The sequence below is a fragment of the Campylobacter sp. GB48 genome (assembly GCF_049221845.1).
Lineage (GTDB): Bacteria > Campylobacterota > Campylobacteria > Campylobacterales > Campylobacteraceae > Campylobacter_D > Campylobacter_D lari_C.
In genome coordinates this window covers 1-22,339 of sequence record NZ_JBMJAR010000010.1, presented here as the reverse complement: position 1 = coordinate 22,339, position 22,339 = coordinate 1, and the positions used below count along the sequence as shown (strand labels likewise).

The window sequence follows — 22,339 nt, the reverse complement described above, 5'->3', positions numbered from 1 at the left end:
TTTTTGAAAGGATAAAAAATGGAAGAAAATAACAAAAATGAATTTGATGATATTATTTTGCAAAAAAGCAATAAAAGCGAAAAGCTTAAAAAAATTTTACTTAGATCGATTATTTTAATCATTGTATTTTTGGTTGTTATGATAGCAATGAAGCTAATCAATGATCCAGGTGAAGAAAAAACATTGCAAATGCCATCAGAGCCTCAAGAGCAAGCTGCTTATGAAAATAATTTTAATTCTTTACCTATTACAGATAACACCAAAGAAGAAGATGAATTTGAAGCTTTAGCTAGAAAATTAAAAGAAGAAAGCTCTTTGGCTGATACAAATACTACTATAGAGGAAAAGCAAGAAATTCTAAGTAATAGTGTTTTAGATCAAATTGCTACAGTAGAATCAAAAGAAGAGCCAGTTAAGGTGGAAGAAAAACAAGAAGAGATTAAGCCTGTAGAAAAATCCATAGAAAAACCAATTCAAAAACCTTCTGAAAAACCAAAAGCTCCTGAGCAAAGTAATACAAATGAATTGTTTGAGAGTATAAAAACCCCAAGTGTTCAAACGCAACTTCCTGTAGGTGCTTATATTCAAGTTTTTTCTTTAAATAGTTTAGATCCTAAGTCAAAAGAATTAAATATACTTAAGGAAAATGGATATGATTATAAAATTTACAAAACAATAGTAAATGGCAAAGAATTAACAAAAGTTTTAGTTGGGCCTTATAAAGAAAGTGAACTAAAGGCTGAGTTAGAAAAAGTACGCTCTAAAATAGCAAAAGGTGCTTTTACATTTAGAGTAAAATGAAAACTTTTGCAGTTATAGGCGATCCTATTATGCATTCTAAATCTCCAAGAATGCATAATAATGCCTTGCAAGCTCTCAAAAAAGATGCAGTTTATACAAGATATCATTTAACAGATAAAACAAAATTAAAAGAAATTGTTCAAAAATTTGATGGTGTTAATATTACCATACCTTTTAAAGAAGTAGCTTGTGAAATAGCTGATTTCAAAGATGAAAGTGTTATGCATATAGGCTCTGCTAATACTTTGCTAAATAAAAATAACAAAATTTATGCTTACAATACAGATTATCTAGGATTTTTAAAAGCGATTGAGGGTTTTTCTCTTATCAAAAATGCTTTGATTTTGGGTGCTGGGGGTACAGCTAAAGCTTTAGCTTATGCTTTAAAATCTAGAAATATTGAAGTTACAATAACAAACCGCTCTAGTGTTAGATTTGAAAATTTAACCGGTTATCCATGTTTTTTATATGATCAACTTGATTTAAGTAAAAAATTTGATTTGATTATTAATACAACTAGCGCAGGTTTAAATGATGAAAAATTACCTTGTCAAGAAGAGATTTTAAAAGGTTTTTTTCAACAAGCCAAATATGCTTTTGATGTGATTTATGGTAAAAATACACCTTTTTTAAAATTAGCAAGAGAAAATGGCTTGACAATAAAAGATGGTGCACAAATGCTTTTATGGCAAGGTGTTTTTGCTTTTGAGTTATTTTTAGAGTGTCAAAAAACAGAAGAAATTTATAAAGCCATGGAGATGGCTTTAAAACTTCTTTAGTGACTAAACCAAGATTTTATTTTATCAAACAAGCTTTCTTGTTCTATAAAAGCTTCTTCATCTGCTAAACCAAAGCTTTTTTCAAGTTGTAATAGTAGATTTTTTTGTTCATCAGTAAGTGTTTTTGGAAACTTTATTTCAATTTGTACAATATGCGAGCCTAATTTTCCATTATGAATATTTTTAACACCTTCGTTAGCTAATTCAAATTTTTGTTTATCTTTTGCACCTACTGGAAGCTTAAGATTGGCCTCTCCTCTTATGGTAGAAACTTTAATAGTCTTTCCTAGAGCAGCTTGGGTAAAAAATACAGGTACTATGGTATAGATATCATCATCATGTCTGATAAATTTATCATCATCTTCTACGATGATTTTGATATATAAATCACCTCTTTGAGAAGAATTTGGAAGCTCATTGGCTTTGTTTTGCACTCTAAGGCTCATACCGCTATCTATACCTTCTGGTATATCAAGCTCTATACGATCTTTAATTTCTTCATAACCATTACCATGGCATATTTTACATTTATCTTTGATAATTTGACCACTTCCTTTGCAATGATCACAAGTTTGCACAAAAGTCATAAAACCTTGTCTAACACCAACTTGCCCTTTTCCTCCGCAATGAGAACAAGTATCTAATTTTCCATTTTCCGAGCCACTTCCTTTGCAGGATTTGCAAAAGCTTTTATAGGTAAAATCGATCACCTTTTTGCAACCAAAAACAGCTTCTTTAAAGCTAATTTTTGTTGTTATTTTTAAATCATGAGGATATTTATTTCCTTTTTCTTTTTTGCGTGTTGAACTGCTAAAACCAAATCCATCTCCAAAAAAGCTTGAAAATATATCGCCTAAGTCAACATCTCCAAAACCGCTAAAACCGCCTGCTTGTCCTTTAAGCCCTTCTTTTCCATATCTATCATATATACTTCTTTTTTCATCATTACTAAGCACTTCATAGGCTTCGTTGACAAGTTTAAATTTTTCTTCAGCTTCTTTATCTCCTTGGTTTCTATCAGGATGATATTTTAACGCCATTTTTCTATAAGCTTTTTTTATGGTTTCTTTGTCTGATGTTTGAGAAATTTCTAGTATTTCATAATAGTTAAGTTCCACTTTTTTCCTCTCTTGAAAAATTAATATTGTAATTTTAGCAAAAAAATAAATGAATAGTTAAATTATGTGTTATAATATTAAGTTTGTAACATATTTTCACTAAAGGGGTAGAGATGATTAATGTTTTAATGATCGAAGATGATCCAGATTTTGCAGAGTTTTTGGCAGAATATTTGGCCCAGTTTAATATAAAAGTTACTAATTATGAAGATCCTTATTTAGGAATGAGTGCTGGTATAAAAAACTATGATTGTTTAATTCTTGATTTAACTTTACCTGGACTTGATGGTCTTGAAGTTTGTCGTGAAATAAGGGAAAAATATAGTATTCCTATTATTATTTCTTCAGCTAGAAGTGATTTAAGTGATAAAATTGTAGGACTTCAAATAGGTGCGGATGATTATCTACCAAAACCTTATGATCCAAAAGAAATGCATGCAAGAATTATGAGTTTGATTCGTCGTTCAAAACGCGTAAATGAAACTCCTGAGAAAATTATCAATTCAGCATTTAAAATTGATGAAAAAAGACATGAGATTAGTTACAATGACGAAGTTTTGGTTTTAACACCCGCTGAGTATGAAATTTTAAGTTATATGATAAGACAACATGGATTTTCAGTTAGCAGAGAGCAACTTGTATACCACTGTAAGAGTTTAAAAGATAAAGATTCTAAGAGTTTAGATGTAATTATTGGTAGACTTAGAACTAAGATTGGTGATAGCTCGAAAGCACCAAAACACATTTTCTCAGTTAGAGGAATAGGATATAAATTAATAGGATGAAAGTAACTATTAATCTTAAGATCACAGTCCTTTTTGCAACGGCTTTTTTATTTGTTTGTGCCTTGTTTGTGCTTTTGGGTAAGGTTCAGATAGATTCTTATTTGACTAATGAACAAAGCAGACAAAAAGAAATTGTAGAAAAGATAATATATAATTTAGAAAGAAAAGAAGGTTTTTCAGTACATGAGTATCTTCTTTCTAAATCTTTTAAATTAGTTGAAAATGAGCGTAACATAAAACATATTGTTGCCAAAGGTGAAAAAGTACTTAGGATTAATTCCTTACACGGAAGCTTTTCTTCTATTATCTATCATAATCAAATTTTTTTCTATGTAGAGCAACTTAACACAAAACATCTTTATGAGTTAAATGCATCTGCGCGTCTTGAATATTTATTTTTATTGAGTTTCTTTTTTAGCTTGATTTTGATTATATTTTTATATTTTTCAGTATTAAGATCTTTAATGCCTTTAAAAATTTTAAAAAAGAAAATTAAAAATATTAGTGCAGGTAAAATTGAACCTTTATCTGAGTATTCTCAGATTAATGATGAAATTTCTGAAATTTCTTTTGAATTTGATCATGCTATCAATAAAATTCAAGAACTTGTAAAATCAAGACAGTTTTTCTTAAGAATGATTATGCATGAGCTTAAAACACCTATTGGAAAAGGTAGGATAGTTTGTGAAATGCTAGATAATCAAAAGCAAAAAGATCGTTTGGTGGCAATTTTTGAAAGACTTGAATTATTAATAGATGAATTTGGAAAAATTGAAAAAGTTTTATCAAGAAATTGTCAGCTTAATTTGCAAACTTATCATCTGAGTTTGATTTTAGAGCAAGCTGAAGATTATTTAATGAGAGATGATTTTTATCAAAAAGTAAAAATTACTTATAAAGAGGATACTATGATAGTTGCTGATCTAGAACTCTTTTCTTTAATGCTTAAAAATTTAATTGATAATGCTATTAAATACTCAGTTGATAAAGCTTGTGAGATTATATGTTCTGGAGATTATATTATTGTTAGAAATAAGGGAATTCAACTTAAAAAAACTTTTGATTATTATTTAAAACCTTTTGTAAGAGAGTATAATACTCAAGTAGAAGGAATGGGACTAGGGCTTTATATTATTAATAATATTTGCAATCTTCATGGTTATAATCTAACCTATAGTTATGAAGATGGTTATCATACTTTTAAAATTGTTTTTTCAAGGTTGAAATAATTTTGAAAGGCTTAGAAAAATTTAATGAGCTAGTAGCTGCTTTTTCTGCATTGCCTACTATAGGAAAAAAATCTGCTTTAAGGCTTGCATATCATGTTTGTATAAAAGATCCTTTGTTGGGTTCTAAACTTGCTTATCATATTGAAGAATCCATAAGAATGATAAGAAAATGCACACAATGTGGTGCTTTAAGTGAAAATGAATTATGTGAAGTTTGTTCTAATATAGAAAGAAATCGTAATATTATCTGTATAGTTCAAGATTCTAAAGATGTCTTGGTTTTAGAAGATAGCAGAAGTTACGATGGGCTTTATTTTGTACTTGATGATACAAGTGAAGAAAATATTATAAAATTAAGAAGCATGATTGAGCATAATAAAACCACAGAAATATTTTTTGCTTTCACACAAGGCTTAAATTCTGATGCTATTGTTTTTTTTATAGAAGAAAAATTAAAAGATTTAAATTTAAGTTTTTCGCAAATAGCTCAAGGTGTTCCAAGTGGTGTGAGTTTGGAAAATGTTGATTTTATATCTTTGCATAAAGCTATAAATCATAGAACTAAACTTGATTGATATATTGTTTTAACAATGCCAACCATTCATTTTTGTTAATATCATTTAAGATTATATTGGCAAAATCACAGTTTTTAACTCTATCTTTGGAAAAAAGTAAAATGGTATTTTGTGAATTTTTTATTTTATATTCTTGCAAAATTTGACTGATATGTGTAAGATCAAATTTTATAACTTCATAATCAATTAAAATCAATTTGAAATTTAATTGTAATGCTTTTTTAAAATCACTTAAATTATTTACAGCTTGGTTGTTTTGGCAAAATTGATTGGTTATATTTAAAATAAGATCGTTTTCAAAACTAGTAGATTTAAAAATCAAAACATTATGAGAATTTCTTTTTTTGTAAGTTTCTTGTGTGAAATTGGCATTTAAAAAATTAATAATATCTTCAGCACAAATTTTAGTAAAAGTAAAATTTAAAATATCATCAACCTTTTCTTTTGAGATAATAAGGCTAAAATTCTTTTCTTTGTAATCCTTTGTAATTTCACTGTTAATTCCTATATTTGATAATATACATTGCAAAAGAAAATTTTCAATAACATTGTTGTTTATAATACCTGCATGTATATTTTCAAAACAATCATTTGTGGGAATTTTATTGTGGTGGTATTTTTGTAAAATTGGTTTTAGTGTGTATAAATTATCTGTTTGTAAGTAATTTAAACCTTGGATAAGATATTGAAAATCTTTTTGTGTAAGTTGGTTTTGTAGCTTTTGATCTTGTAATTGCTTGTTAGTTAAATCAAATGATAGTTTTAAATTTTCTTTTAATTCTTCCAAAGAATTTGATTTTGGCAAAGAAAGATATTTTTCAATTTCTTGTGTTAAAATTTTATTTTTTTTGATTTTTTGATTTTTTAAGATTATATAAATACACGCAATGATAAAAATCAAAATACTCATAAAAGTATAAATGAAGAATAGTTTTTGATCGATAGGATATAAAAAATAATAATTTAAAAAACATAAAATTAAAGTCAAAAGACTAATAAATAATATCATAAATTTTCCTTGATTAATTTAGCTATTTTTGCATTGGAAAGTGATTTTAATTCATCAAAATTAGCTTTGCTGATCTCATCAAAACTACCATAATAATCTAAAAATTTTTTAATATACCCTTGAGAAATTCCAAGTTGTATTAATCTAGAACTTTGTAAATCTTGTTTTCTTTTTGTTTTTTGATGAAAACTAATTGCAAAGCGATGTGCTTCATCGCGTAATTTTTGCAAAAATTGTAATTTTTTATCATCAGTTGAAAGTTGAATTTTACCTTCTTGGGTATAAATTTTATCTTTCGCACTTCCTTTTGCTCTATAAGCTTTTGTATCCATTTTTTCTTTAGAAATGGCTAAAATATCTACATTTGCCCCAGAACTTTTGATGATGTCATTTGCTAGTTTTAATAAAGCATATCCCCCATCAATTAACCATAAATCAGGTGGGGAATTTTTATCAAATGACATAGCTCTCTTGCTAAGAGTTTGAAGCATTTGATCATAATCATTTTTATAGGATAAATGGTAGTGTCTATAGGAATTTTTATCAAATTTTCCATCTTTATAGGCTACCAAAGCACCGACATTTGCTTCGCCTTGCATATGGGAATTGTCAAAAATTTCTATACAATTAGGATAATTTTGTAAGTTAAAAAATTCTTTTAATTCTTTTAAAAATAAATAATCATCACTTTTTAAGTGTTTTTGTATGTTTATTTTTGCATTTTCTAGCGCAAGTTCGCACAAGGCTTTTTTTTCACCAAGTTTTGGAGTCTTAAGATGAAATTTCCTAGAAAACCTTTCACTAAGTAAATTTTGCAAAAGGTTCATATCTTCAAATTCTTCATGCGTATAAATTCGGGTTGAATTTATTGGGCTATCTTGGGTGTAATTTTCTAATATGTATTGCTTATATACTGCATTTAGGTCAAATTCTTCTTGATGATTTAGGGTTAGCACTTTATGGTTTGAGCTAATTATTCTGCCATTATTTATAACAAAACGCACCATAGAGAGTATATTTACTTCATGGTATATGGCAAAAACATCAAAATCTTCTAATTTTGCAAGGTCTATTTGTATTTTTACGCTTAAATCTTCTATTGTTTTGATTTGATCCCTTATAATAGCTGCTTCTTCGTAGTTTTCGTTTTTTGCATATTCAAGCATTTTATTTTCTAAGTTTTTTGTTAAAGATAAGGGATTTAAAAGAGCTTGAGTGGCCTTTTGGATAATTTTTTCATATTCTTGTTTAGAGATTTTTTCTTCACATGGTCCTTTACAGCGTTTAATTTGATAAAAAAGGCAAAGTTCTTTGCAGGATTTTTTTTGTCTTAGTTCAAATGATAAATACAAAGCATCTAAAAGCTCTTTTGCTCCTTTAAAAAACGGACCAAAATATTTTATTTTGTTTTTTTTGATGATTTTTCTTGTAATTTCAAATCTAGGAAAATCTTCGTTTAAATCTATGTAAATATAAGGGTAGGTTTTATCATCTCTTAATAGTATATTGTATTTTGGATGAAGTTGCTTTATAAAAGAATTTTCTAGTATTAAAGCATCAGCCTCGCTTTTTGTGGTGATAAATTCTAAATGATGTGTTTGGCTAATCATTTTTTGAATTCTTAAGCTATTATTGGGATTTGGGCAAAGATTTGGAGTGAAGTTAAAATAACTTCTAACACGGTTTTTTAAATTCTTGGCCTTACCTACATATAAAAGCTTACCTTGAATATCAAAATACTGATACACACCTGGCAAATTTGGCAAGGTTTTGAGTTCATTTTCAAGCATTTTTTATAAGCTTTCGTAATTCTTCAAATTTATTATATAAAATAGGATTTTCAAAATGATTTTTAAAATTTCCATTAGAAAGCTCTAGATGAGTTTTTTTATGATCAGCAAAAATACTATTTTTAGATATAAAGTTTTTATCGCTAAGTATTTTTATATTTTCTACTTTTGCAAAATTACTCATTGGCCTAGCTAAAGTATAGTTTTTTATGAGACTTTTAATCATTTTTTTGGTATTATCGTGATTAAGCTCCATATACGCAATGTGGTGTTTAACTAAAATAATCAAAGTATTATTTTTTATAAAGAGTTTAGTAATCATTTGTTGGTGATTGTGATTAAACAAATTTAAAAACTCTTTATATTGAAAAAACATTTTTAAAGGTTTATAATGTTTAAAATCAGCAAGCTCGTTGATGATGTAATGACTCGTTTTAATTTTCATTTAATTATTTTAACATTTTTTTTATTAATATTTCTAAATGCATGTGGCTATAAGGATGCTCCATTTTATGAGATAAAAGATAATAATGGCAGTGCAAAAGAGATTAAAAAATTCCAATCTTTGGAGAGTGAAATATGAGTAGAATACTTTTTTTACTTTGTTTTAGTATTAGTTTTTTATTAGCAGGTCAAACTCATGAGTTGAATTTGGCTTTTAGCGCTTTGGGTATAGGTGTTTTAATAATTTTTATATTAGGTTACTATTTTATCGCAGCAGAAGAGAAATATCATATCAATAAAACTAAGCCTGCTTTATTTATAGGAACTTTATCTTTTGTTATCATAGGTATATATATGGTAATGAATGATTTAGATACGCAAATGCTTGAAGAGAGTGTTAATCATCTTATTTTAGAAATTGCACAAATTGTCTTTTTCTTGATAGCCGCTATGACTTTTATAGAAGCTTTGATAGAAAGATCAGTTTTTGAAACTTTAAAATACAAACTTGTAAGCAAGGGTTATACTTATAGAAAGTTATTTTGGCTAACAGGTATTTTAGCTTTTTTTATTTCTCCAATTGCGGACAATCTTACAACAGCTTTGATTTTATCCACTGTGCTTTTAACTATAGATAAACATAATAAAGAATTTTTAATCCCAGGTGCTATAAATATTGTAGTAGCAGCTAATGCCGGTGGAGCTTGGTCGCCTTTTGGTGATATTACTACTTTAATGGTTTGGACAGCAAAAAAAGCCACATTTTTTGAATTTTTTGCTCTTTTTCCTGCTTCTTTTATTGGCTGGTTACTTACTGCTTATTTATTGTCACGTTATGTGCCTAATATTAAGCCAAATTTCCATAAGGATAATTTAGAAAAAGTAGAAATTAAACCAGGCGGTAAAGTTTTTATTGTGCTTGGTTTTTTAACTATAGCTTTAGCAGTATTTATTCATAGTATTTGTGATTTACCTGCAATGTGGGGTATGGTTTTTGGTCTTTCATTGCTTAGCTTATATATGTATTTTTTCAATAGAAAACAAGGTAAAAAAGATTTAAATATTTTTCATTATATGACGCGTATTGAAATGGATACTTTATTATTTTTCTTTGGTATTTTATCTGCAGTAGGTGCTTTGCATTTTGTTGGTTGGCTTGCATATGCTTCTGATCTTTATGCAAAATTTGGAGCTACTAGTATTAATATAGGAGTAGGATTTTTATCCGCTATTGTTGATAATGTTCCGGTTATGAGCGCGGTATTAAAAGCAAATCCAAGTATGGATGATACTCAATGGCTTTTGGTAACTCTTACAGCGGGAATAGGGGGATCTTTGATTAGTTTTGGTTCAGCTGCTGGAGTAGGAGTAATGGGTAAAATGAAAGGAATTTATACTTTTAATGCTCATTTAAAATATGCATGGACGATTTTGGTTGGTTATATAATATCTATTATAGTTTGGTATGTACAATTTCAATTGTTAAATTTATAAAGGAGTTAGATGAAAAAAGCAGATATTTTAGTTTTGGACTTTGGTTCACAATACACGCAACTCATTGCTAGAAGATTAAGAGAGCAGGGTGTGTATGCAGAAATTTTGCCTTTTAATGTGAGCTTAGATGAGATTAAAGCTAAAGAGCCTAAAGGTATTATTTTAAGTGGTGGGCCAGCTAGTGTATATGCAAACGATGCTTATTTTTGCGATAAAGGTGTTTTTGATTTAAATATACCAGTTTTAGGAATATGCTATGGTATGCAACTTATGGCGCATCATTTTGGAGCAAATGTTGCTCCAGCAGGTCATAAAGAATATGGCAAAGCAACTATAGATATTCAAAGTGATAGTGATTTGTTTAAAAATTTACCTAAAAAGCAAACAGTATGGATGAGCCATTCTGATAAGGTTGAGAATTTACCACAAGGTTTTGAGGTTTTAGCAACTAGCGAAAATAGTCCATTTTGTGTATTTGGAGATGAGAAGCGTAAATTTTTTGCTTTACAATTTCACCCTGAAGTGCAACATAGTGAATTTGGAAAAAGCATTTTGAAAAATTTCGCAAAATACGCATGCAATTGTGATAGTGTATGGAATATGGGATCTTTTGCAAAAACTCAAGCACAAAAAATCAAAGAAGAAGTAGGAAATGATAAAGTACTTTGTGCAGTAAGTGGTGGAGTGGATAGTAGCGTAGTGGCTGCATTATTAGCAAGTGCAATAAAAGATCAAGTAGTAGTTGTTTTTGTTGATAATGGTCTTTTAAGAAGCGGTGAAAAAGAACAAGTTGAGTATATGTTTAGACATACCTTGGGTATTGATCTAATTAGTATTGATGCTAGAGAAATTTTTTTAAGTCGTCTAGCGGGAGTGAGAGATCCTGAGAAAAAGAGAAAAATTATAGGAAATACTTTCATAGAGGTTTTTGAAGAAGAAGCTAAAAAACATAAAGATGTAAAATATCTAGCACAAGGGACTTTGTATACGGATATTATCGAAAGTTCGGTTGTAGGAGCTAGTAAGACTATAAAATCTCATCACAATGTGGGTGGCTTGCCTGAAAAGATGAATTTAAAACTCATCGAGCCTTTAAAGGAAATTTTTAAAGATGAGGTAAGAGCTTTAGGAATGGAACTTGGTTTAAGTAAAGATGTAGTTTATCGCCATCCTTTTCCAGGTCCAGGTCTTGCTATACGTATAATGGGAGAGGTAAATGAGTCTAGTTTGGAGCTTTTAAGAAAAGCAGATGTTATTTTGATTGAAGAATTAAAAAGCAGTGGTTGGTATGATAAGACATGGCAAGCTTTTTGTGTGCTTTTAAACGTGCAAAGCGTTGGTGTAATGGGAGATAATAGAACCTATGATAATGCAGTTTGTGTACGTGTAGTTAATGCAAGCGATGGTATGACTGCGACTTTTTCTCATTTGCCTTATGAATTATTAGAAAATATTTCACGCCGTATTATTAATGAAGTAGAAGGAATCAATCGCGTAGTGTATGATATTTCTAGTAAGCCACCAGCAACGATTGAATGGGAGTGATTATTTAGTACAAAAATATACAAAAGCAGGAGGGAGATTTTGCCAAATGATAGGTGAAATTTCTACCTTGCTAAAAGTGGCAAAAAGTTTTTTCTTAAAAGCCCTTCCTTTTGGTGTTGGGAGTATATAAGCAAATGTTGCAAAACAACCATTTTCCTCTAAAGCATCATGAATAGATTTTAATAATAAATCTTGCTCTTTGGAATTTAATAAAGCCCAAGGAATTCCTGAGATAATTAAATCAACACTGTTGATTGCTCTTTTTTTTAGCATATTTGGTAAAAATTCTGCTGAGTTGACTTCTATATCTATATTTTTTATATTTTGTTTTAATTTTTTTGCCATGTGAGGATTGATTTCAACGGCAAAAAATCTTGCATTATGACTTTTTTGTTTGAGGATATACTTTGTAAAACTTCCCGTACCGGGCCCTATTTCAACGATATTTTTTGCATGTCGAACATGAGAAGTTATGAGTTTGCTTAATTTTTTGGAGCTTGCGCAAAATGCTCCTATTTGTTTTGGGTTTTTAAAATATTGATATAAAAACATAAATAAAATACCTAAAGATGTTTATTTTGTGAAATTTTAAAATATAATTGTAAATTTATAAAAACAAAGTTAAAATAAGAATTGAATTTTTCTTTAGATCAAGGATTTGGATATGCACGGAAAAATAATGGTTTATGTGGATGCTACTGGAAGAGGAACAGTAATTAATCTTGCAAAAACATTTTTTGAATTTAACAAGCATGCGTGGCACGATAAAAGAAGTATGCCAACAGTTGGTATGTTTGTTGAATTTAGATCCGATGGAAAGCATATCACCGATTTAAGACCTTCCAAATTTCAAGAATTCGGAGATAGCGATTTTATCAGAGAAAGAGATTTTTGGAAAACAGATAGTGATGATGAATTAGAAGATTTAAGACTGACAAGACGTGATGCCTATGTTCAAGAACTTTATAAAGAAACAGATTATGACAATCTTGATAAAATTGTATTGAACTTAACTATTCCACAAGCAATTCAAAGATATTTTTACAATGAAACTTTATCAATTAATGCAGTAAAAGATATCAACACAGATGAGGTGCCATATATTATTGATTTTTTTGCTATGAAGCGTTTTTTATATAAGGCCTTAGATACTTTATTATTTTCGGATAATACTATTAATCAAGCTGATTTTTCTGCAATGAAAAATATCATAGTGCATCTTGAAATGGCATATAAAGATATGAAAGATAAACAAAAACATATCAATATGGAGCGTTTGTATGATGAGGTGTTTTTATCTCATCAATGTCATTATCAAGCACTTTTAGCTTCGATTGATAATAGGAAAAATAGAAAATTAGCACTAGATCGTCAGATGAGTACTTTAATTACAGATATAAAATCAAAACAAGCAAGATTAGAATCTGAAAATGGTAAAAAACGCCAAGAATTTGAAGAGCTAATACAAAGCAAAAAACAAAAATTAATAGAAATTAAAAATGAAGCTGACTATTTTACAAAAAGCGTAGAAAAATTAGAGGCAATGAAAAAGTCTTTTTATGAAAAAAATCTTACTATTTTTAGTAATAGTTTTAATATGGCAAGAGAAAAACTTTTTGAAAAAATTAAGCAAGGTTTGAATATTTGTGCTACAAAATTAGACATAGAAATTTGGAAAAAATCCTTAAAATCGACAAGTATAAAAAATTCTTATTTTAAAACGGCAAGTGAAATTTCTTTTTGTACACTTTCTTTTGCCGAGCTTTATTTAAATAGACTAAATAAACATGCCTTAAACCCAAATGATCAATTGTTGTTTTCTTATGTTAAGAAGGTTCGAAAAGAATGCGAAAAGAATTTTTTAGTGGTTACTTCTAATCCTGATTTATATATTAATATGAAGATTCAAATTTTTGCAATGAATCCTTATTATGTAGTTAAACATGCACCTAAAAAAGTAAATTATCAAGGATTAATGAAAAACACTGAATTTGATATAGTTTATGTCGATGAAAAGACTATATGGGCACCTGTTGCTGATGTTATTTTAGAGGGGAAATATTTCTTAAAAAAAGATTCTAAAACTAAATTTAAAATTTTATAAAAATCCTTTTAAACCCTATTTTTAAGTTTTCTTGGTTATAATTATATCGCCTAAATGGTTCGATATGGTACTAAAGAGGATCCAACACATTAATTATAAGCTGTGATGTGTGATTTACCGTGTTCTGTGACTTCGTTTGAGTTTTGAAAAAAGCGAGAAGCTGCAGCCTTTAAAAATCACCTAATGGCATACTTTGACTTTTTGAGGGTCAGACACTTATACTCCGGCCATTTGGGTTTTTGCAACACTTTTAAGGAAAATAATGAAAATTTTAATATTAGGAAGCGGTGCAAGAGAGTATTCTATCGCTTTGGCTCTTCAAAAAACAAATGATAATTTAGAATTTTATTTTGCTCCAGGAAATGGTGCTACTGCTAAAATAGGAACTAATCTTAATATGAAAGATCCTAAGGTGATTACAGCTTATGCAAAGGCATCTGAAATTGATCTTTGTATAGTCGGGAGTGAAAATTTTTTAGCAGAGGGTATAGTAGATCTTTTTAAAGAAAACAATATTGCTATTTTTGGACCTACTAAAGCTGCTGCTATGCTTGAAGCTTCAAAATCTTTTATGAAGAGTTTTTTAAAAAAATATAAAATTAAAACAGCTAAATTTTTAAATACAATAGATTATGAAAAAGCTAAGAAATTTATTACATCCTTAACACCTCCTATTGTTGTAAAAGCAGATGGTTTATGTGCAGGTAAAGGGGTGATTATCGCACAAAGTCACGAAGAAGCTTTAGAAGCCACTAAAAATATGCTAAGTGGAGAAAGTTTTGGTGAGGCTGGAAAAATTGTTGTAATTGAAGAATATCTTGATGGCTTTGAATTAAGTGTATTTGCAGTTTGTGATGGAAACGATTTTATATTATTGCCTGCTGCGCAAGATCATAAAAGATTATTAGATAATGATAAAGGACCTAATACTGGGGGTATGGGAGCTTATGCCCCAAGTGCTTTAGCAAGTGAGAATTTGTTAGAGCAGGTGAAAAAAGATATAGTGGCACCAACTCTTAAAGGTATGAAAGAAGAAGGTGCTGAATTTGTTGGAGTGTTGTTTATAGGTTTAATGGTTGTAAATAATAAACCTTATGTTTTAGAGTATAATGTGCGTTTTGGCGATCCTGAGTGTGAGGTTTTGATGCCTTTGATAGAAAATCCTTTGGATTTATTTTTAGCATGTGTGAATAAAAATCTTGCTAATGCTCATATAAAAATTAAAAAAGAATTTGCCGTGGGTGTGGTTTGTGCAAGTAAAAATTATCCTTATAAGGACTCACCAAAAGCTTTAATTGATATAGATGATATTCCACAAAATTCTCATATTTCTTATGCTGGTGTAAGTTTGGATGATGATAAATTATATGCTAGCGGTGGTCGTGTATTGGTTTGCGTGGGAACTGGCAAAAGCATTGAAGAAGCTCAAAAAAATGCTTATTTACTTTGCGAAAATGTCCATTTTAAGGGAAAACAATACAGAAAAGATATTGCCTTTCAGGTTCTTAAATGAGCGCTAATCAAGAATTATTTGATAAGCTAGAAAAAGAAGAAATAAAAATAGCAAGTTTTAAAAAAAGATTTTTAGCTTATATTGTTGATAGTTTTGTAATTTTGGGTATCGTAAGTATTATTTTGCTTGATAAAATTAATTCCATGCAAACTTATGATGAAATTCATAATCTTTTAATGCGTTTTGCTGGTGGAATTTTGATTTTGCAGTTTGCATATCATAGTTTATTTGCTTATTTGTATGGTGCAACTTTAGGAAAAATGCTTTTGAAGATTATGATAATTGATCAAGAAATGCTAGATAAGCCAAATTTTACTCAAAGCGCTTTAAGAGCAGGTGTAAGACAAATTAGTGATATGTTGTATGGTTTAGGATTTGCTTGGGCGTTGAGTAATATTGTTTTAAAAACTTGGCATGATTATGCAGCCAAAACAGTGGTGATAGATCTTGCGTAAAATATTACTTTCTTTAGCTTGTGCAGGAAGCTTGTATGCTTCTAAAGTAGATATTTATGCTTTAGATGTTGTAAAAACAAATGATATCATAGAAGCAAAAAATAATGTGGTTGTAGTTTCTGATTTATATTTAATCACTGCAAGTGAGGCTAAATTTAATGAAACAACAAAAGATTTAGAATTGTTTGGTGATGTGAATATTTTACGAGGGCAAAAAGAAAGAACTAATTCTGCTTATACTAAAATTAACCTCAAAGATAATACAACAGCTTTTAAAAATTTATTTTTTTCAAATAATGATTTGGAGGTTTGGTTGCAATGTCATCAAGCTGATTTAAATGATAAATTTGTTGTAACTAAAAAATCGGTTGTTTCTAGTTGTAATGTAGAAAATCCTGATTGGGAAATTCGTTTTGATGAAGGAAAATTAAATAAAGAAAGTAATTTTTTACATCTTTATAATGCAAGATTGTATGTTAAAAATACTCCTGTGATGTATTTGCCTTATTTTGGCTTTAGTGTGGATACTAAAAGAAAAAGTGGTTTATTAATTCCTCAGGTAGTTTTAAAGCAAAGCGAGGGGTTGTATTACAACCAGCCAATTTATTATGTTATTGATGATAATGCAGATATTCAATTTGAGCCTCAAATTAGAACAAAAAGAGGTTATGGATTATACTCAACTTTAAGATTTATTGACAGTCCTTATTCTCAAGGTGAAATTAGCGGTGGTATTTTTGGAGAAAAATCAAGTTATAAAAGAAAGGAAAAATTAAAAAACAAAGAACATTATGGCTTAGAAATCAAATATTCAAGTGAAGCTTTGTTTAAAAGTCTCTTGAATGATGAGTTTCAAGAAGGTTTGTGGATTGATGCTACTTATTTAAATGATGTAGATTATATAAATTTAAGCTCTAGTGCAAAAACCGAGGCTTCTTTAGTTACTTCAAAAATAAATTATTTCTTATCCGATGATGATAATTATTATGGTGCTTATGCAAAGTATTATATAGATACTTCTAAAATTAGTAATAAAGATACCATGCAAGAATATCCATCCTTTCAATATCATAGATATTTAAATGGATTTTTTGATAATTATATACAATATAGTTTGGATGCTTCTTTTCATAGATATTATAGGTATACAGGTATTTATGCTAAAACATTAGATTTTGATTTACCTTTAATTTACCATACAAGCTTTTTGGATGATTTTTTAAATTTTACTTTTACTGAAAGAATATATGCAAATTTTGTAGATTATTCTAATACAGATAACAAGAACCAAGAACATTTGTTTCAAAATTCTCATAATTTTTCTTTATATACAGATCTTTCTAAGCCGTATGAAAATTTTTACCATACATTATATTTAGGGGTCAATTATTTTATACCTGGAGCCAAATCAGGCAAAATTACTGAAGATTTTATAGATTTAAAAAATGATCCTGAGCAGTTTAATTTTTCAATGTATCAGTATTTTTATAATACTTTAGGCAAAAAAAAATTATACCATAATCTAAAGGCAAAATATTTTACCAAAGAAGGTAGTTTTGGTGGTTTTGATAGTGTTGTAGAATATTTTTATAATGATTATATAAGCTTGAGAAATGAAGCAGAATATTCTGGGGTAGATAATAGGTTTGATAAAGTATTTAGTGAAGCTTTGTTTGATTATGGTGAGTGGAAGCTTAGTTTAAATCATGCTTATAGAATTTATGAAAATGAAAAATACAATTTTTTAGGAACTAAAGCTCAATATAACATAAACAGTAATTATCAAATATTTGGTGGTTTGTGGTTTGATTTAAATAAAGATCCTGAAAAATGGGAAGTAGGTTATACCTATCAAAGAAAATGTTGGAATTATTCTTTGATGTATCGTAAGGATATTTCACCTAAGCTTACTAGCGGAGGGATTAGCGCTAAAGATCAAAGTGGCGTATATTTTATGTTTAATTTTTATCCGTTGGGCGGAGTTTCTTATGATTTTTCTTTGGAAGAAAATGAAAGGTCTATATAATGCTTTTTGAAGATGAAAAAGATGCGCTTGATAGATTATATGATATATTACCATTAAATAAACTAAAAGATTATATTATTATTACACCTTCTTTAAAATCTATAGTTTTTGTCGATGTACTGGCACAAAAATTAGAAATCCCATATGATTTTTTATTTACAGAGCAAATTAAAGCTCCTAATAATGATGAATGTCAAATAGCTATGATTAGTGAGACAAAAGAGCTTGTTTACAATGAGGCTTTAGTTAGAGCTTTTGATATAAGCTTAGATTATATTTATGGTGAGGCAAATAGGACTTATGAAGAAAAAATTTTAAAAAATGTATATCGTTACAGAAAAGGAAATCTTTTAAAAGATTTAAAAGGAAAAAATATTTTAATGTTACATGAGGGCTGTGAAAGCGGGATTACTGCTTCTTCGTGTATTAAAAGTTTGCTAAAGGAAGAAGTAAATAGTATTATTTATGCCACTGCCTTAATGCCAAGTGATGTGTATGATTATATTAGTGTTTTTGTAGATGAGGTTTATTGTGTGCAAAAGATTGATCATTTTGTAAATATTGAGTTCTATTTTAAAAATAAAACGATTTTGCAAACCCATGAAATTTTAGATATTTTAGAAGAAAGTAGATATTATTTACCTTTAAAAAAGTAAATTTATATCTAAACAATTTGTTGTTTAGATATAAATTTATAGGCAAAATAAAAACAGGCTTTTTAAGTTTTAATTTTTAAAATTTAAAAAGCTTATTTGGTTTTGTCTATGATAAAAATTTAAAGGAAAATCATGCGACATGAAATAAATATCAATAATCATCTTGAAATATTTGATACCGATAAGGTAGCAAAACAAGCTGCTGGTGCAATTTTAATGCAAGAAAAAAATGCAGTAGTCTTAGCAACTGTAGCAAGAGAAGAAAAAATAGTAGAAGAGGATTTTTTACCTCTTACAGTGCAATATATAGAAAAAGCCTATGCAGCAGGTAAAATTCCAGGTGGCTATGTAAAAAGAGAAACTAAACCAGGTGACAATGAAACACTAAGCGCAAGGATTATAGATAGAAGTTTAAGACCTCTTTTTCCAAAAGGCTATGCTTATCCAACACAAATTGTTGTGATGGTTCTTTCTGCTGATCCTGAAGTAGATTTACAGGTGATGAGCTTAAATGCTGCAAGTATTGCTTTATATTTAAGTGATATTCCTATCAAAGCACCAGTTTGTGGTGTAAGAATAGGTCGTATAAATAATGAATTTGTTTTAAATCCAAGTAACAGTGAGCTAAAAAATAGCACCCTAGATCTTTATGTAGCAGGTGTTAAAGATGAGCTTTTAATGATAGAAATGAGAGCTTTGGCAAATAAGCAAAATAACAAACATTGTATAAATGAGTTAAGTGAAGATGATACTTTAAAAGCTTTAGATTTTGCAAGTAATGCAATTTTACGTGGCTCTAATGAATATGAAAAAACATTTGCTGCTTATAGAAAAAATTCCAAACTTGAGTTTAAAATAGAGCTAGATAATGCTCAAATTATTGACTATATAAAAAATACTTATATGACAAAACTTAAAATTGCTATTAATCAAATGGCAAAAAGTGAAAGAGCGAGTGAAATTTTGCAAATTGCAAAAGAAATTGAAAGCGAAGCAATAGCTATTGAAAATGAATGGAAATTTGAAGATATTGAAAAAGCTTTGCATGTATGTAAAAGAGAACTTATTAGAAGCCAAATTATTAATGAAAATAAACGAGCAGATGGTAGAGGTTTGAAAGATGTTAGGAAGATAAATATAGAAACAAATATTTTACCAAGTGCTCATGGATCTTGTCTTTTTACTAGAGGACAAACCCAAGCTTTAGTTGTTGCAACTTTAGGAAATGATAATGATGCGCAAATGTCAGATTTGCTAACAGAAAAAAATCCAATTTGTGAAAAATTTATGGTTAATTATAATTTCCCGGGGTTTTCTGTGGGTGAGGCTAGCCCTATAAAAGCTCCTGGTAGAAGAGAACTAGGACATGGAAATTTAGCAAAACGAGCTTTGCATCCTAGCGTGGATGTAGATTATGCTCATACTATTCGTTTGGTGTCTGAAATTTTAGAAAGTAATGGTTCTAGTTCTATGGCTACTGTTTGTGGTGGTGCTTTAGCTTTAAGAGCTGCAGGAGTAAAAAGTGAAAAACTAGTAGCAGGAGTGGCAATGGGGCTTGTTTTTGAAGATGAAAAATATGCTATTTTAACCGATATCATGGGGCTTGAAGATCACGATGGAGATATGGATTTTAAAGTGGCAGGAAGTTGTGAAGGGATCACTGCGTTGCAGATGGATATAAAACTTGGTGGTATAGAGCAACAGGTTTTAAAAGAAGCTTTATATCAAGCAAAAGAAGCTAGAGAACATATTTTAAAACTAATGGAAGAAGCTGATAGAAGCATCATTGTTAATGAAGCTATTTTACCAAAGATTGAAATTTTTAATGTAGATCCAAATAAAATTCCTGATATCATAGGTCAAGGCGGTAAAACTATAAAAGAAATTATCGAAAAATTTGAAGTTAATATCGACTTAGATAGAGATAAAGGCGAAGTTAAGATAGCAGGAATTAATCATGATTTAATTTCTCAAAGCAAAGAATATATATTAAATTTACTCCATTCTAAAGGTTCTAATAAAAAACGCGATAGAAAAGAAATACCTAAATTTGATATCGGAGAAGAATTTATAGGAAAAGTTCAAAAAGTTGTAGAATTTGGAGTTTTTGTAGAACTTAAAGAAGGTGTGGATGGTTTATTGCATAATTCTAAGATTAAAGAAAAGTTAGAAGTAGGCAATGAAATTAAAGTTAAAGTTGCAGAAATTAAAAATGGAAAAGTTTCTTTAGATTTAGCCTAAATTTTGAGCATATTAAAAAATATGCTCAAAATTTTATATTATATCTTGACAAAAGAATATTCTTTTGGCATAATTTCATTTTTTGAATGTCTCGTTAGCTCAGCCGGTAGAGCATCTCCCTTTTAAGGAGGGGGCCGTTGGTTCGAATCCAACACGGGACACCACTAAAAATCTTTAATGGTCGCTTAGCTCAGTTGGTAGAGCGCCACCCTTACAAGGTGGATGTCATAAGTTCGAGTCTTATAGTGACCACCATTCTTTATATTATTTTAGGTGCGGCGGTAGTTCAGCTGGTTAGAATATCGGCCTGTCACGCCGGAGGTCGCGGGTTCGAGCCCCGTCCGCCGCGCCATTGTCTCGTTAGCTCAGCCGGTAGAGCATCTCCCTTTTAAGGAGGGGGCCGTTGGTTCGAATCCAACACGGGACACCACTAAAAATCTTTAATGGTCGCTTAGCTCAGTTGGTAGAGCGCCACCCTTACAAGGTGGATGTCATAAGTTCGAGTCTTATAGTGACCACCATTCTTTATATTATTTTAGGTGCGGCGGTAGTTCAGCTGGTTAGAATATCGGCCTGTCACGCCGGAGGTCGCGGGTTCGAGCCCCGTCCGCCGCGCCATTGTCTCGTTAGCTCAGCCGGTAGAGCATCTCCCTTTTAAGGAGGGGGCCGTTGGTTCGAATCCAACACGGGACACCACTTATGACCCTTTCGTCTAGTGGCTCAGGACGTCACTCTCTCTGTGTGATAACAGAGGTTCAAATCCTCTAGGGGTCGCCATAAGTTAAATTAATTTTTGTTTTTTTATTGTCTTGTAATATAGGAGATTAGAAAATTATAATATTTTGTTGATCTATTATATAGACAATAATGATGAATATTTTACTATTAGTATTGTATAAAACAATGTAAATATAGCAGATACATATAAGACTTTTACGTGAAACTCTTAAGTAGGGATTTAAAAAATTATTTGATTTTGGATATAGAAGCATATTTTAATAATTTTTTAAGATATAATAGTAATATTAAGATTTGTTGTGTGCTTTCTAGTTTAAAAAACACTTGAGAAAAATTCTAAAATCATGAAAATAATTTTTGCACAATATAATCAATACAATCATTATGGTGATCTATAGAAATTCCTATTTGAAAATTTATTTGATATAAAATTCATTTTGTCACCACAAAGAAAAGTTTATATTCTTCACTTAATAAGATTTGTGGAAAATATTGAGTTGTTTTTATGATCTTTAAAATCTATCAAGAATTTACCATAGGGATGAAAAATAAATTAGCAGAGATGAAAAACTATATTCAAGTTCAAATAATAAATTTACACACAAATACAATCAAAGAGTTAAAATGGGTATTTTAATGGATTTTTTTTAAAAATATAGGCTGGTAAAATAAAAATACATGATGTTTTGTTCACATAATACAAAAATAATTTTTACGCAAAGGCTTTAATAAGCCTTTATCTTACTCTCCTTGCCATTATAACTACCACATACTATCAACCAACATCCCATTTTTGCTAAACTCTAATACTTATATTATATATCCATCATCTCCAGTCTTTCAATATCAAACCTATATATTACATATCATAATACACCTCTATCTTCTTTCTCTACTCTTTCTTCTACCCCCCCCCTCTTTTTTATCCTAAAACAAATTCCCACATGTCTAATCTATTTAATAAAACTTTAAGCTTTTATTGATATAATTTCATTTCCTTTTTTAACGAAAGGGTTTTAAAAAGCTAAGACTTTTTG

19 protein-coding genes and 8 tRNA genes are annotated in these 22,339 nt (G+C 29.4%); 22 read left to right on the top strand and 5 right to left on the bottom strand.

The annotated features are described in order from the left end of the window. Window positions 1–18: 18 nt before the first annotated feature. Both ACOTVC_RS06200 and ACOTVC_RS06195 read left to right on the top strand, forming a co-directional pair. Entirely contained in the window at window positions 19–801 is a 783-nt protein-coding gene (locus ACOTVC_RS06200) for an SPOR domain-containing protein (protein WP_214116863.1), read from the top strand. Further along, window positions 798–1,580, top strand: a complete 783-nt coding sequence (locus ACOTVC_RS06195; protein WP_087685350.1) for a shikimate dehydrogenase — start codon at window positions 798–800, stop codon at window positions 1,578–1,580. The genes ACOTVC_RS06200 and ACOTVC_RS06195 overlap by 4 nt, the downstream gene beginning before the upstream one ends. On the opposite strand, the gene dnaJ is transcribed toward ACOTVC_RS06195, so the two are convergent. Beyond that, the gene (gene dnaJ, locus ACOTVC_RS06190) at window positions 1,577–2,698 is read right to left on the bottom strand and encodes a molecular chaperone DnaJ (protein WP_087685351.1); all 1,122 of its coding nucleotides are present in this window, start codon (window positions 2,696–2,698) and stop codon (window positions 1,577–1,579) included. The two genes, ACOTVC_RS06195 and dnaJ, sit on opposite strands and share 4 nt — an antisense overlap. Window positions 2,699–2,811: 113 nt before the next feature. Here dnaJ and ACOTVC_RS06185 point away from each other — a divergent pair, with 113 nt between their 5' ends. From ACOTVC_RS06185 to recR, 3 genes are read left to right on the top strand one after another with little or no spacing between them, the layout of a single operon-like run. After that, on the top strand, window positions 2,812–3,483 hold the full coding sequence (locus ACOTVC_RS06185; protein WP_039617824.1) for a response regulator transcription factor: 672 nt from the start codon (window positions 2,812–2,814) through the stop codon (window positions 3,481–3,483). Beyond that, window positions 3,480–4,712 carry an ArsS family sensor histidine kinase gene (locus ACOTVC_RS06180; protein WP_421627993.1) on the top strand — a complete coding sequence of 411 codons (1,233 nt, stop codon included), beginning with the start codon at window positions 3,480–3,482 and terminating at the stop codon, window positions 4,710–4,712. The genes ACOTVC_RS06185 and ACOTVC_RS06180 overlap by 4 nt, the downstream gene beginning before the upstream one ends. After that, window positions 4,712–5,287 (top strand): recombination mediator RecR, encoded by a 576-nt coding sequence (recR, locus tag ACOTVC_RS06175; protein ID WP_214116953.1) that lies wholly within the window; start codon window positions 4,712–4,714, stop codon window positions 5,285–5,287. The genes ACOTVC_RS06180 and recR overlap by 1 nt, the downstream gene beginning before the upstream one ends. Here the strand turns inward: recR and ACOTVC_RS06170 are convergent. From ACOTVC_RS06170 to ACOTVC_RS06160, 3 genes are read right to left on the bottom strand one after another with little or no spacing between them, the layout of a single operon-like run. Then, entirely contained in the window at window positions 5,274–6,296 is a 1,023-nt protein-coding gene (locus ACOTVC_RS06170) for a hypothetical protein (RefSeq protein ID WP_214116951.1), read from the bottom strand. The genes recR and ACOTVC_RS06170 overlap by 14 nt on opposite strands. Further along, window positions 6,293–8,086 carry an excinuclease ABC subunit UvrC gene (gene uvrC, locus ACOTVC_RS06165; RefSeq protein WP_421627990.1) on the bottom strand — a complete coding sequence of 598 codons (1,794 nt, stop codon included), beginning with the start codon at window positions 8,084–8,086 and terminating at the stop codon, window positions 6,293–6,295. The genes ACOTVC_RS06170 and uvrC overlap by 4 nt, the downstream gene beginning before the upstream one ends. After that, window positions 8,079–8,531, bottom strand: coding sequence for a hypothetical protein (locus ACOTVC_RS06160; RefSeq protein WP_039617832.1), 453 nt, complete (start codon window positions 8,529–8,531; stop codon window positions 8,079–8,081). The genes uvrC and ACOTVC_RS06160 overlap by 8 nt, the downstream gene beginning before the upstream one ends. A 134-nt stretch (window positions 8,532–8,665) precedes the next feature. Between ACOTVC_RS06160 and nhaD the strand changes: the two genes are divergently transcribed. Then, entirely contained in the window at window positions 8,666–10,024 is a 1,359-nt protein-coding gene (gene nhaD, locus ACOTVC_RS06155) for a sodium:proton antiporter NhaD (RefSeq protein ID WP_087689945.1), read from the top strand. Between the two features lie 9 nt (window positions 10,025–10,033). Beyond that, a complete protein-coding gene (gene guaA, locus ACOTVC_RS06150; RefSeq protein ID WP_214116723.1) occupies window positions 10,034–11,569 on the top strand; it encodes a glutamine-hydrolyzing GMP synthase in 1,536 nt (511 codons plus the stop codon). On the opposite strand, the gene ACOTVC_RS06145 is transcribed toward guaA, so the two are convergent. Next, entirely contained in the window at window positions 11,570–12,121 is a 552-nt protein-coding gene (locus ACOTVC_RS06145; protein ID WP_214116722.1) for a class I SAM-dependent methyltransferase, read from the bottom strand. It abuts the gene before it with no gap. Between the two features lie 112 nt (window positions 12,122–12,233). Between ACOTVC_RS06145 and ACOTVC_RS06140 the strand changes: the two genes are divergently transcribed. From ACOTVC_RS06140 to ACOTVC_RS06070, 15 genes are all read left to right on the top strand, one after another. Further along, window positions 12,234–13,673, top strand: a complete 1,440-nt coding sequence (locus ACOTVC_RS06140) for a hypothetical protein (RefSeq protein WP_214116721.1) — start codon at window positions 12,234–12,236, stop codon at window positions 13,671–13,673. Between the two features lie 262 nt (window positions 13,674–13,935). Next, entirely contained in the window at window positions 13,936–15,186 is a 1,251-nt protein-coding gene (gene purD, locus ACOTVC_RS06135) for a phosphoribosylamine--glycine ligase (RefSeq protein WP_214116720.1), read from the top strand. Further along, on the top strand, window positions 15,183–15,641 hold the full coding sequence (locus ACOTVC_RS06130; RefSeq protein ID WP_214099543.1) for an RDD family protein: 459 nt from the start codon (window positions 15,183–15,185) through the stop codon (window positions 15,639–15,641). Before purD ends, ACOTVC_RS06130 begins: the two co-directional genes overlap by 4 nt. Further along, a complete protein-coding gene (locus ACOTVC_RS06125; RefSeq protein ID WP_421628015.1) occupies window positions 15,631–17,667 on the top strand; it encodes an LPS-assembly protein LptD in 2,037 nt (678 codons plus the stop codon). Before ACOTVC_RS06130 ends, ACOTVC_RS06125 begins: the two co-directional genes overlap by 11 nt. Then, window positions 17,667–18,323 (top strand): phosphoribosyltransferase family protein, encoded by a 657-nt coding sequence (locus ACOTVC_RS06120; protein WP_214099545.1) that lies wholly within the window; start codon window positions 17,667–17,669, stop codon window positions 18,321–18,323. Before ACOTVC_RS06125 ends, ACOTVC_RS06120 begins: the two co-directional genes overlap by 1 nt. Window positions 18,324–18,455: 132 nt before the next feature. After that, a complete protein-coding gene (locus tag ACOTVC_RS06115; RefSeq protein ID WP_039641081.1) occupies window positions 18,456–20,564 on the top strand; it encodes a polyribonucleotide nucleotidyltransferase in 2,109 nt (702 codons plus the stop codon). Between the two features lie 88 nt (window positions 20,565–20,652). Beyond that, window positions 20,653–20,728 (top strand) — tRNA-Lys (locus ACOTVC_RS06110). Between the two features lie 15 nt (window positions 20,729–20,743). Beyond that, a tRNA-Val gene (locus ACOTVC_RS06105) sits at window positions 20,744–20,819 on the top strand. Window positions 20,820–20,839: 20 nt separating this feature from the next. After that, a tRNA-Asp gene (locus ACOTVC_RS06100) sits at window positions 20,840–20,916 on the top strand. 2 nt (window positions 20,917–20,918) lie between these two features. Further along, window positions 20,919–20,994: transfer RNA gene (locus tag ACOTVC_RS06095), tRNA-Lys, on the top strand. Between the two features lie 15 nt (window positions 20,995–21,009). Continuing rightward, window positions 21,010–21,085 (top strand) — tRNA-Val (locus ACOTVC_RS06090). A gap of 20 nt (window positions 21,086–21,105) precedes the next feature. Further along, a tRNA-Asp gene (locus tag ACOTVC_RS06085) sits at window positions 21,106–21,182 on the top strand. A 2-nt stretch (window positions 21,183–21,184) separates the two neighbouring features. After that, window positions 21,185–21,260, top strand: a tRNA-Lys gene (locus ACOTVC_RS06080). Window positions 21,261–21,265: 5 nt separating this feature from the next. Next, window positions 21,266–21,341, top strand: a tRNA-Glu gene (locus tag ACOTVC_RS06075). Window positions 21,342–21,807: 466 nt separating this feature from the next. After that, on the top strand, window positions 21,808–21,939 hold the full coding sequence (locus tag ACOTVC_RS06070; protein WP_257906029.1) for a hypothetical protein: 132 nt from the start codon (window positions 21,808–21,810) through the stop codon (window positions 21,937–21,939). Window positions 21,940–22,339 lie beyond the last annotated feature (400 nt).

What these genes read in the sequence shown, in the direction of transcription:
- ACOTVC_RS06120 (WP_214099545.1), top strand. Translation starts at nt 17,667, where the DNA reads ATGCTTTTTGAAGATGAAAAAGATGCGCTTGATAGATTATATGATATA.
- ACOTVC_RS06200 (WP_214116863.1), top strand. Translation starts at nt 19, where the DNA reads ATGGAAGAAAATAACAAAAATGAATTTGATGATATTATTTTGCAAAAA.
- ACOTVC_RS06195 (WP_087685350.1), top strand. Translation starts at nt 798, where the DNA reads ATGAAAACTTTTGCAGTTATAGGCGATCCTATTATGCATTCTAAATCT.
- ACOTVC_RS06185 (WP_039617824.1), top strand. Translation starts at nt 2,812, where the DNA reads ATGATTAATGTTTTAATGATCGAAGATGATCCAGATTTTGCAGAGTTT.
- guaA (WP_214116723.1), top strand. Translation starts at nt 10,034, where the DNA reads ATGAAAAAAGCAGATATTTTAGTTTTGGACTTTGGTTCACAATACACG.
- ACOTVC_RS06115 (WP_039641081.1), top strand. Translation starts at nt 18,456, where the DNA reads ATGCGACATGAAATAAATATCAATAATCATCTTGAAATATTTGATACC.
- ACOTVC_RS06180 (WP_421627993.1), top strand. Translation starts at nt 3,480, where the DNA reads ATGAAAGTAACTATTAATCTTAAGATCACAGTCCTTTTTGCAACGGCT.
- ACOTVC_RS06145 (WP_214116722.1), bottom strand. Translation starts at nt 12,121, where the DNA reads ATGTTTTTATATCAATATTTTAAAAACCCAAAACAAATAGGAGCATTT.
- ACOTVC_RS06170 (WP_214116951.1), bottom strand. Translation starts at nt 6,296, where the DNA reads ATGATATTATTTATTAGTCTTTTGACTTTAATTTTATGTTTTTTAAAT.
- ACOTVC_RS06070 (WP_257906029.1), top strand. Translation starts at nt 21,808, where the DNA reads ATGATCTTTAAAATCTATCAAGAATTTACCATAGGGATGAAAAATAAA.
- ACOTVC_RS06130 (WP_214099543.1), top strand. Translation starts at nt 15,183, where the DNA reads ATGAGCGCTAATCAAGAATTATTTGATAAGCTAGAAAAAGAAGAAATA.
- nhaD (WP_087689945.1), top strand. Translation starts at nt 8,666, where the DNA reads ATGAGTAGAATACTTTTTTTACTTTGTTTTAGTATTAGTTTTTTATTA.
- purD (WP_214116720.1), top strand. Translation starts at nt 13,936, where the DNA reads ATGAAAATTTTAATATTAGGAAGCGGTGCAAGAGAGTATTCTATCGCT.
- ACOTVC_RS06140 (WP_214116721.1), top strand. Translation starts at nt 12,234, where the DNA reads ATGCACGGAAAAATAATGGTTTATGTGGATGCTACTGGAAGAGGAACA.
- uvrC (WP_421627990.1), bottom strand. Translation starts at nt 8,086, where the DNA reads ATGCTTGAAAATGAACTCAAAACCTTGCCAAATTTGCCAGGTGTGTAT.
- ACOTVC_RS06160 (WP_039617832.1), bottom strand. Translation starts at nt 8,531, where the DNA reads ATGAAAATTAAAACGAGTCATTACATCATCAACGAGCTTGCTGATTTT.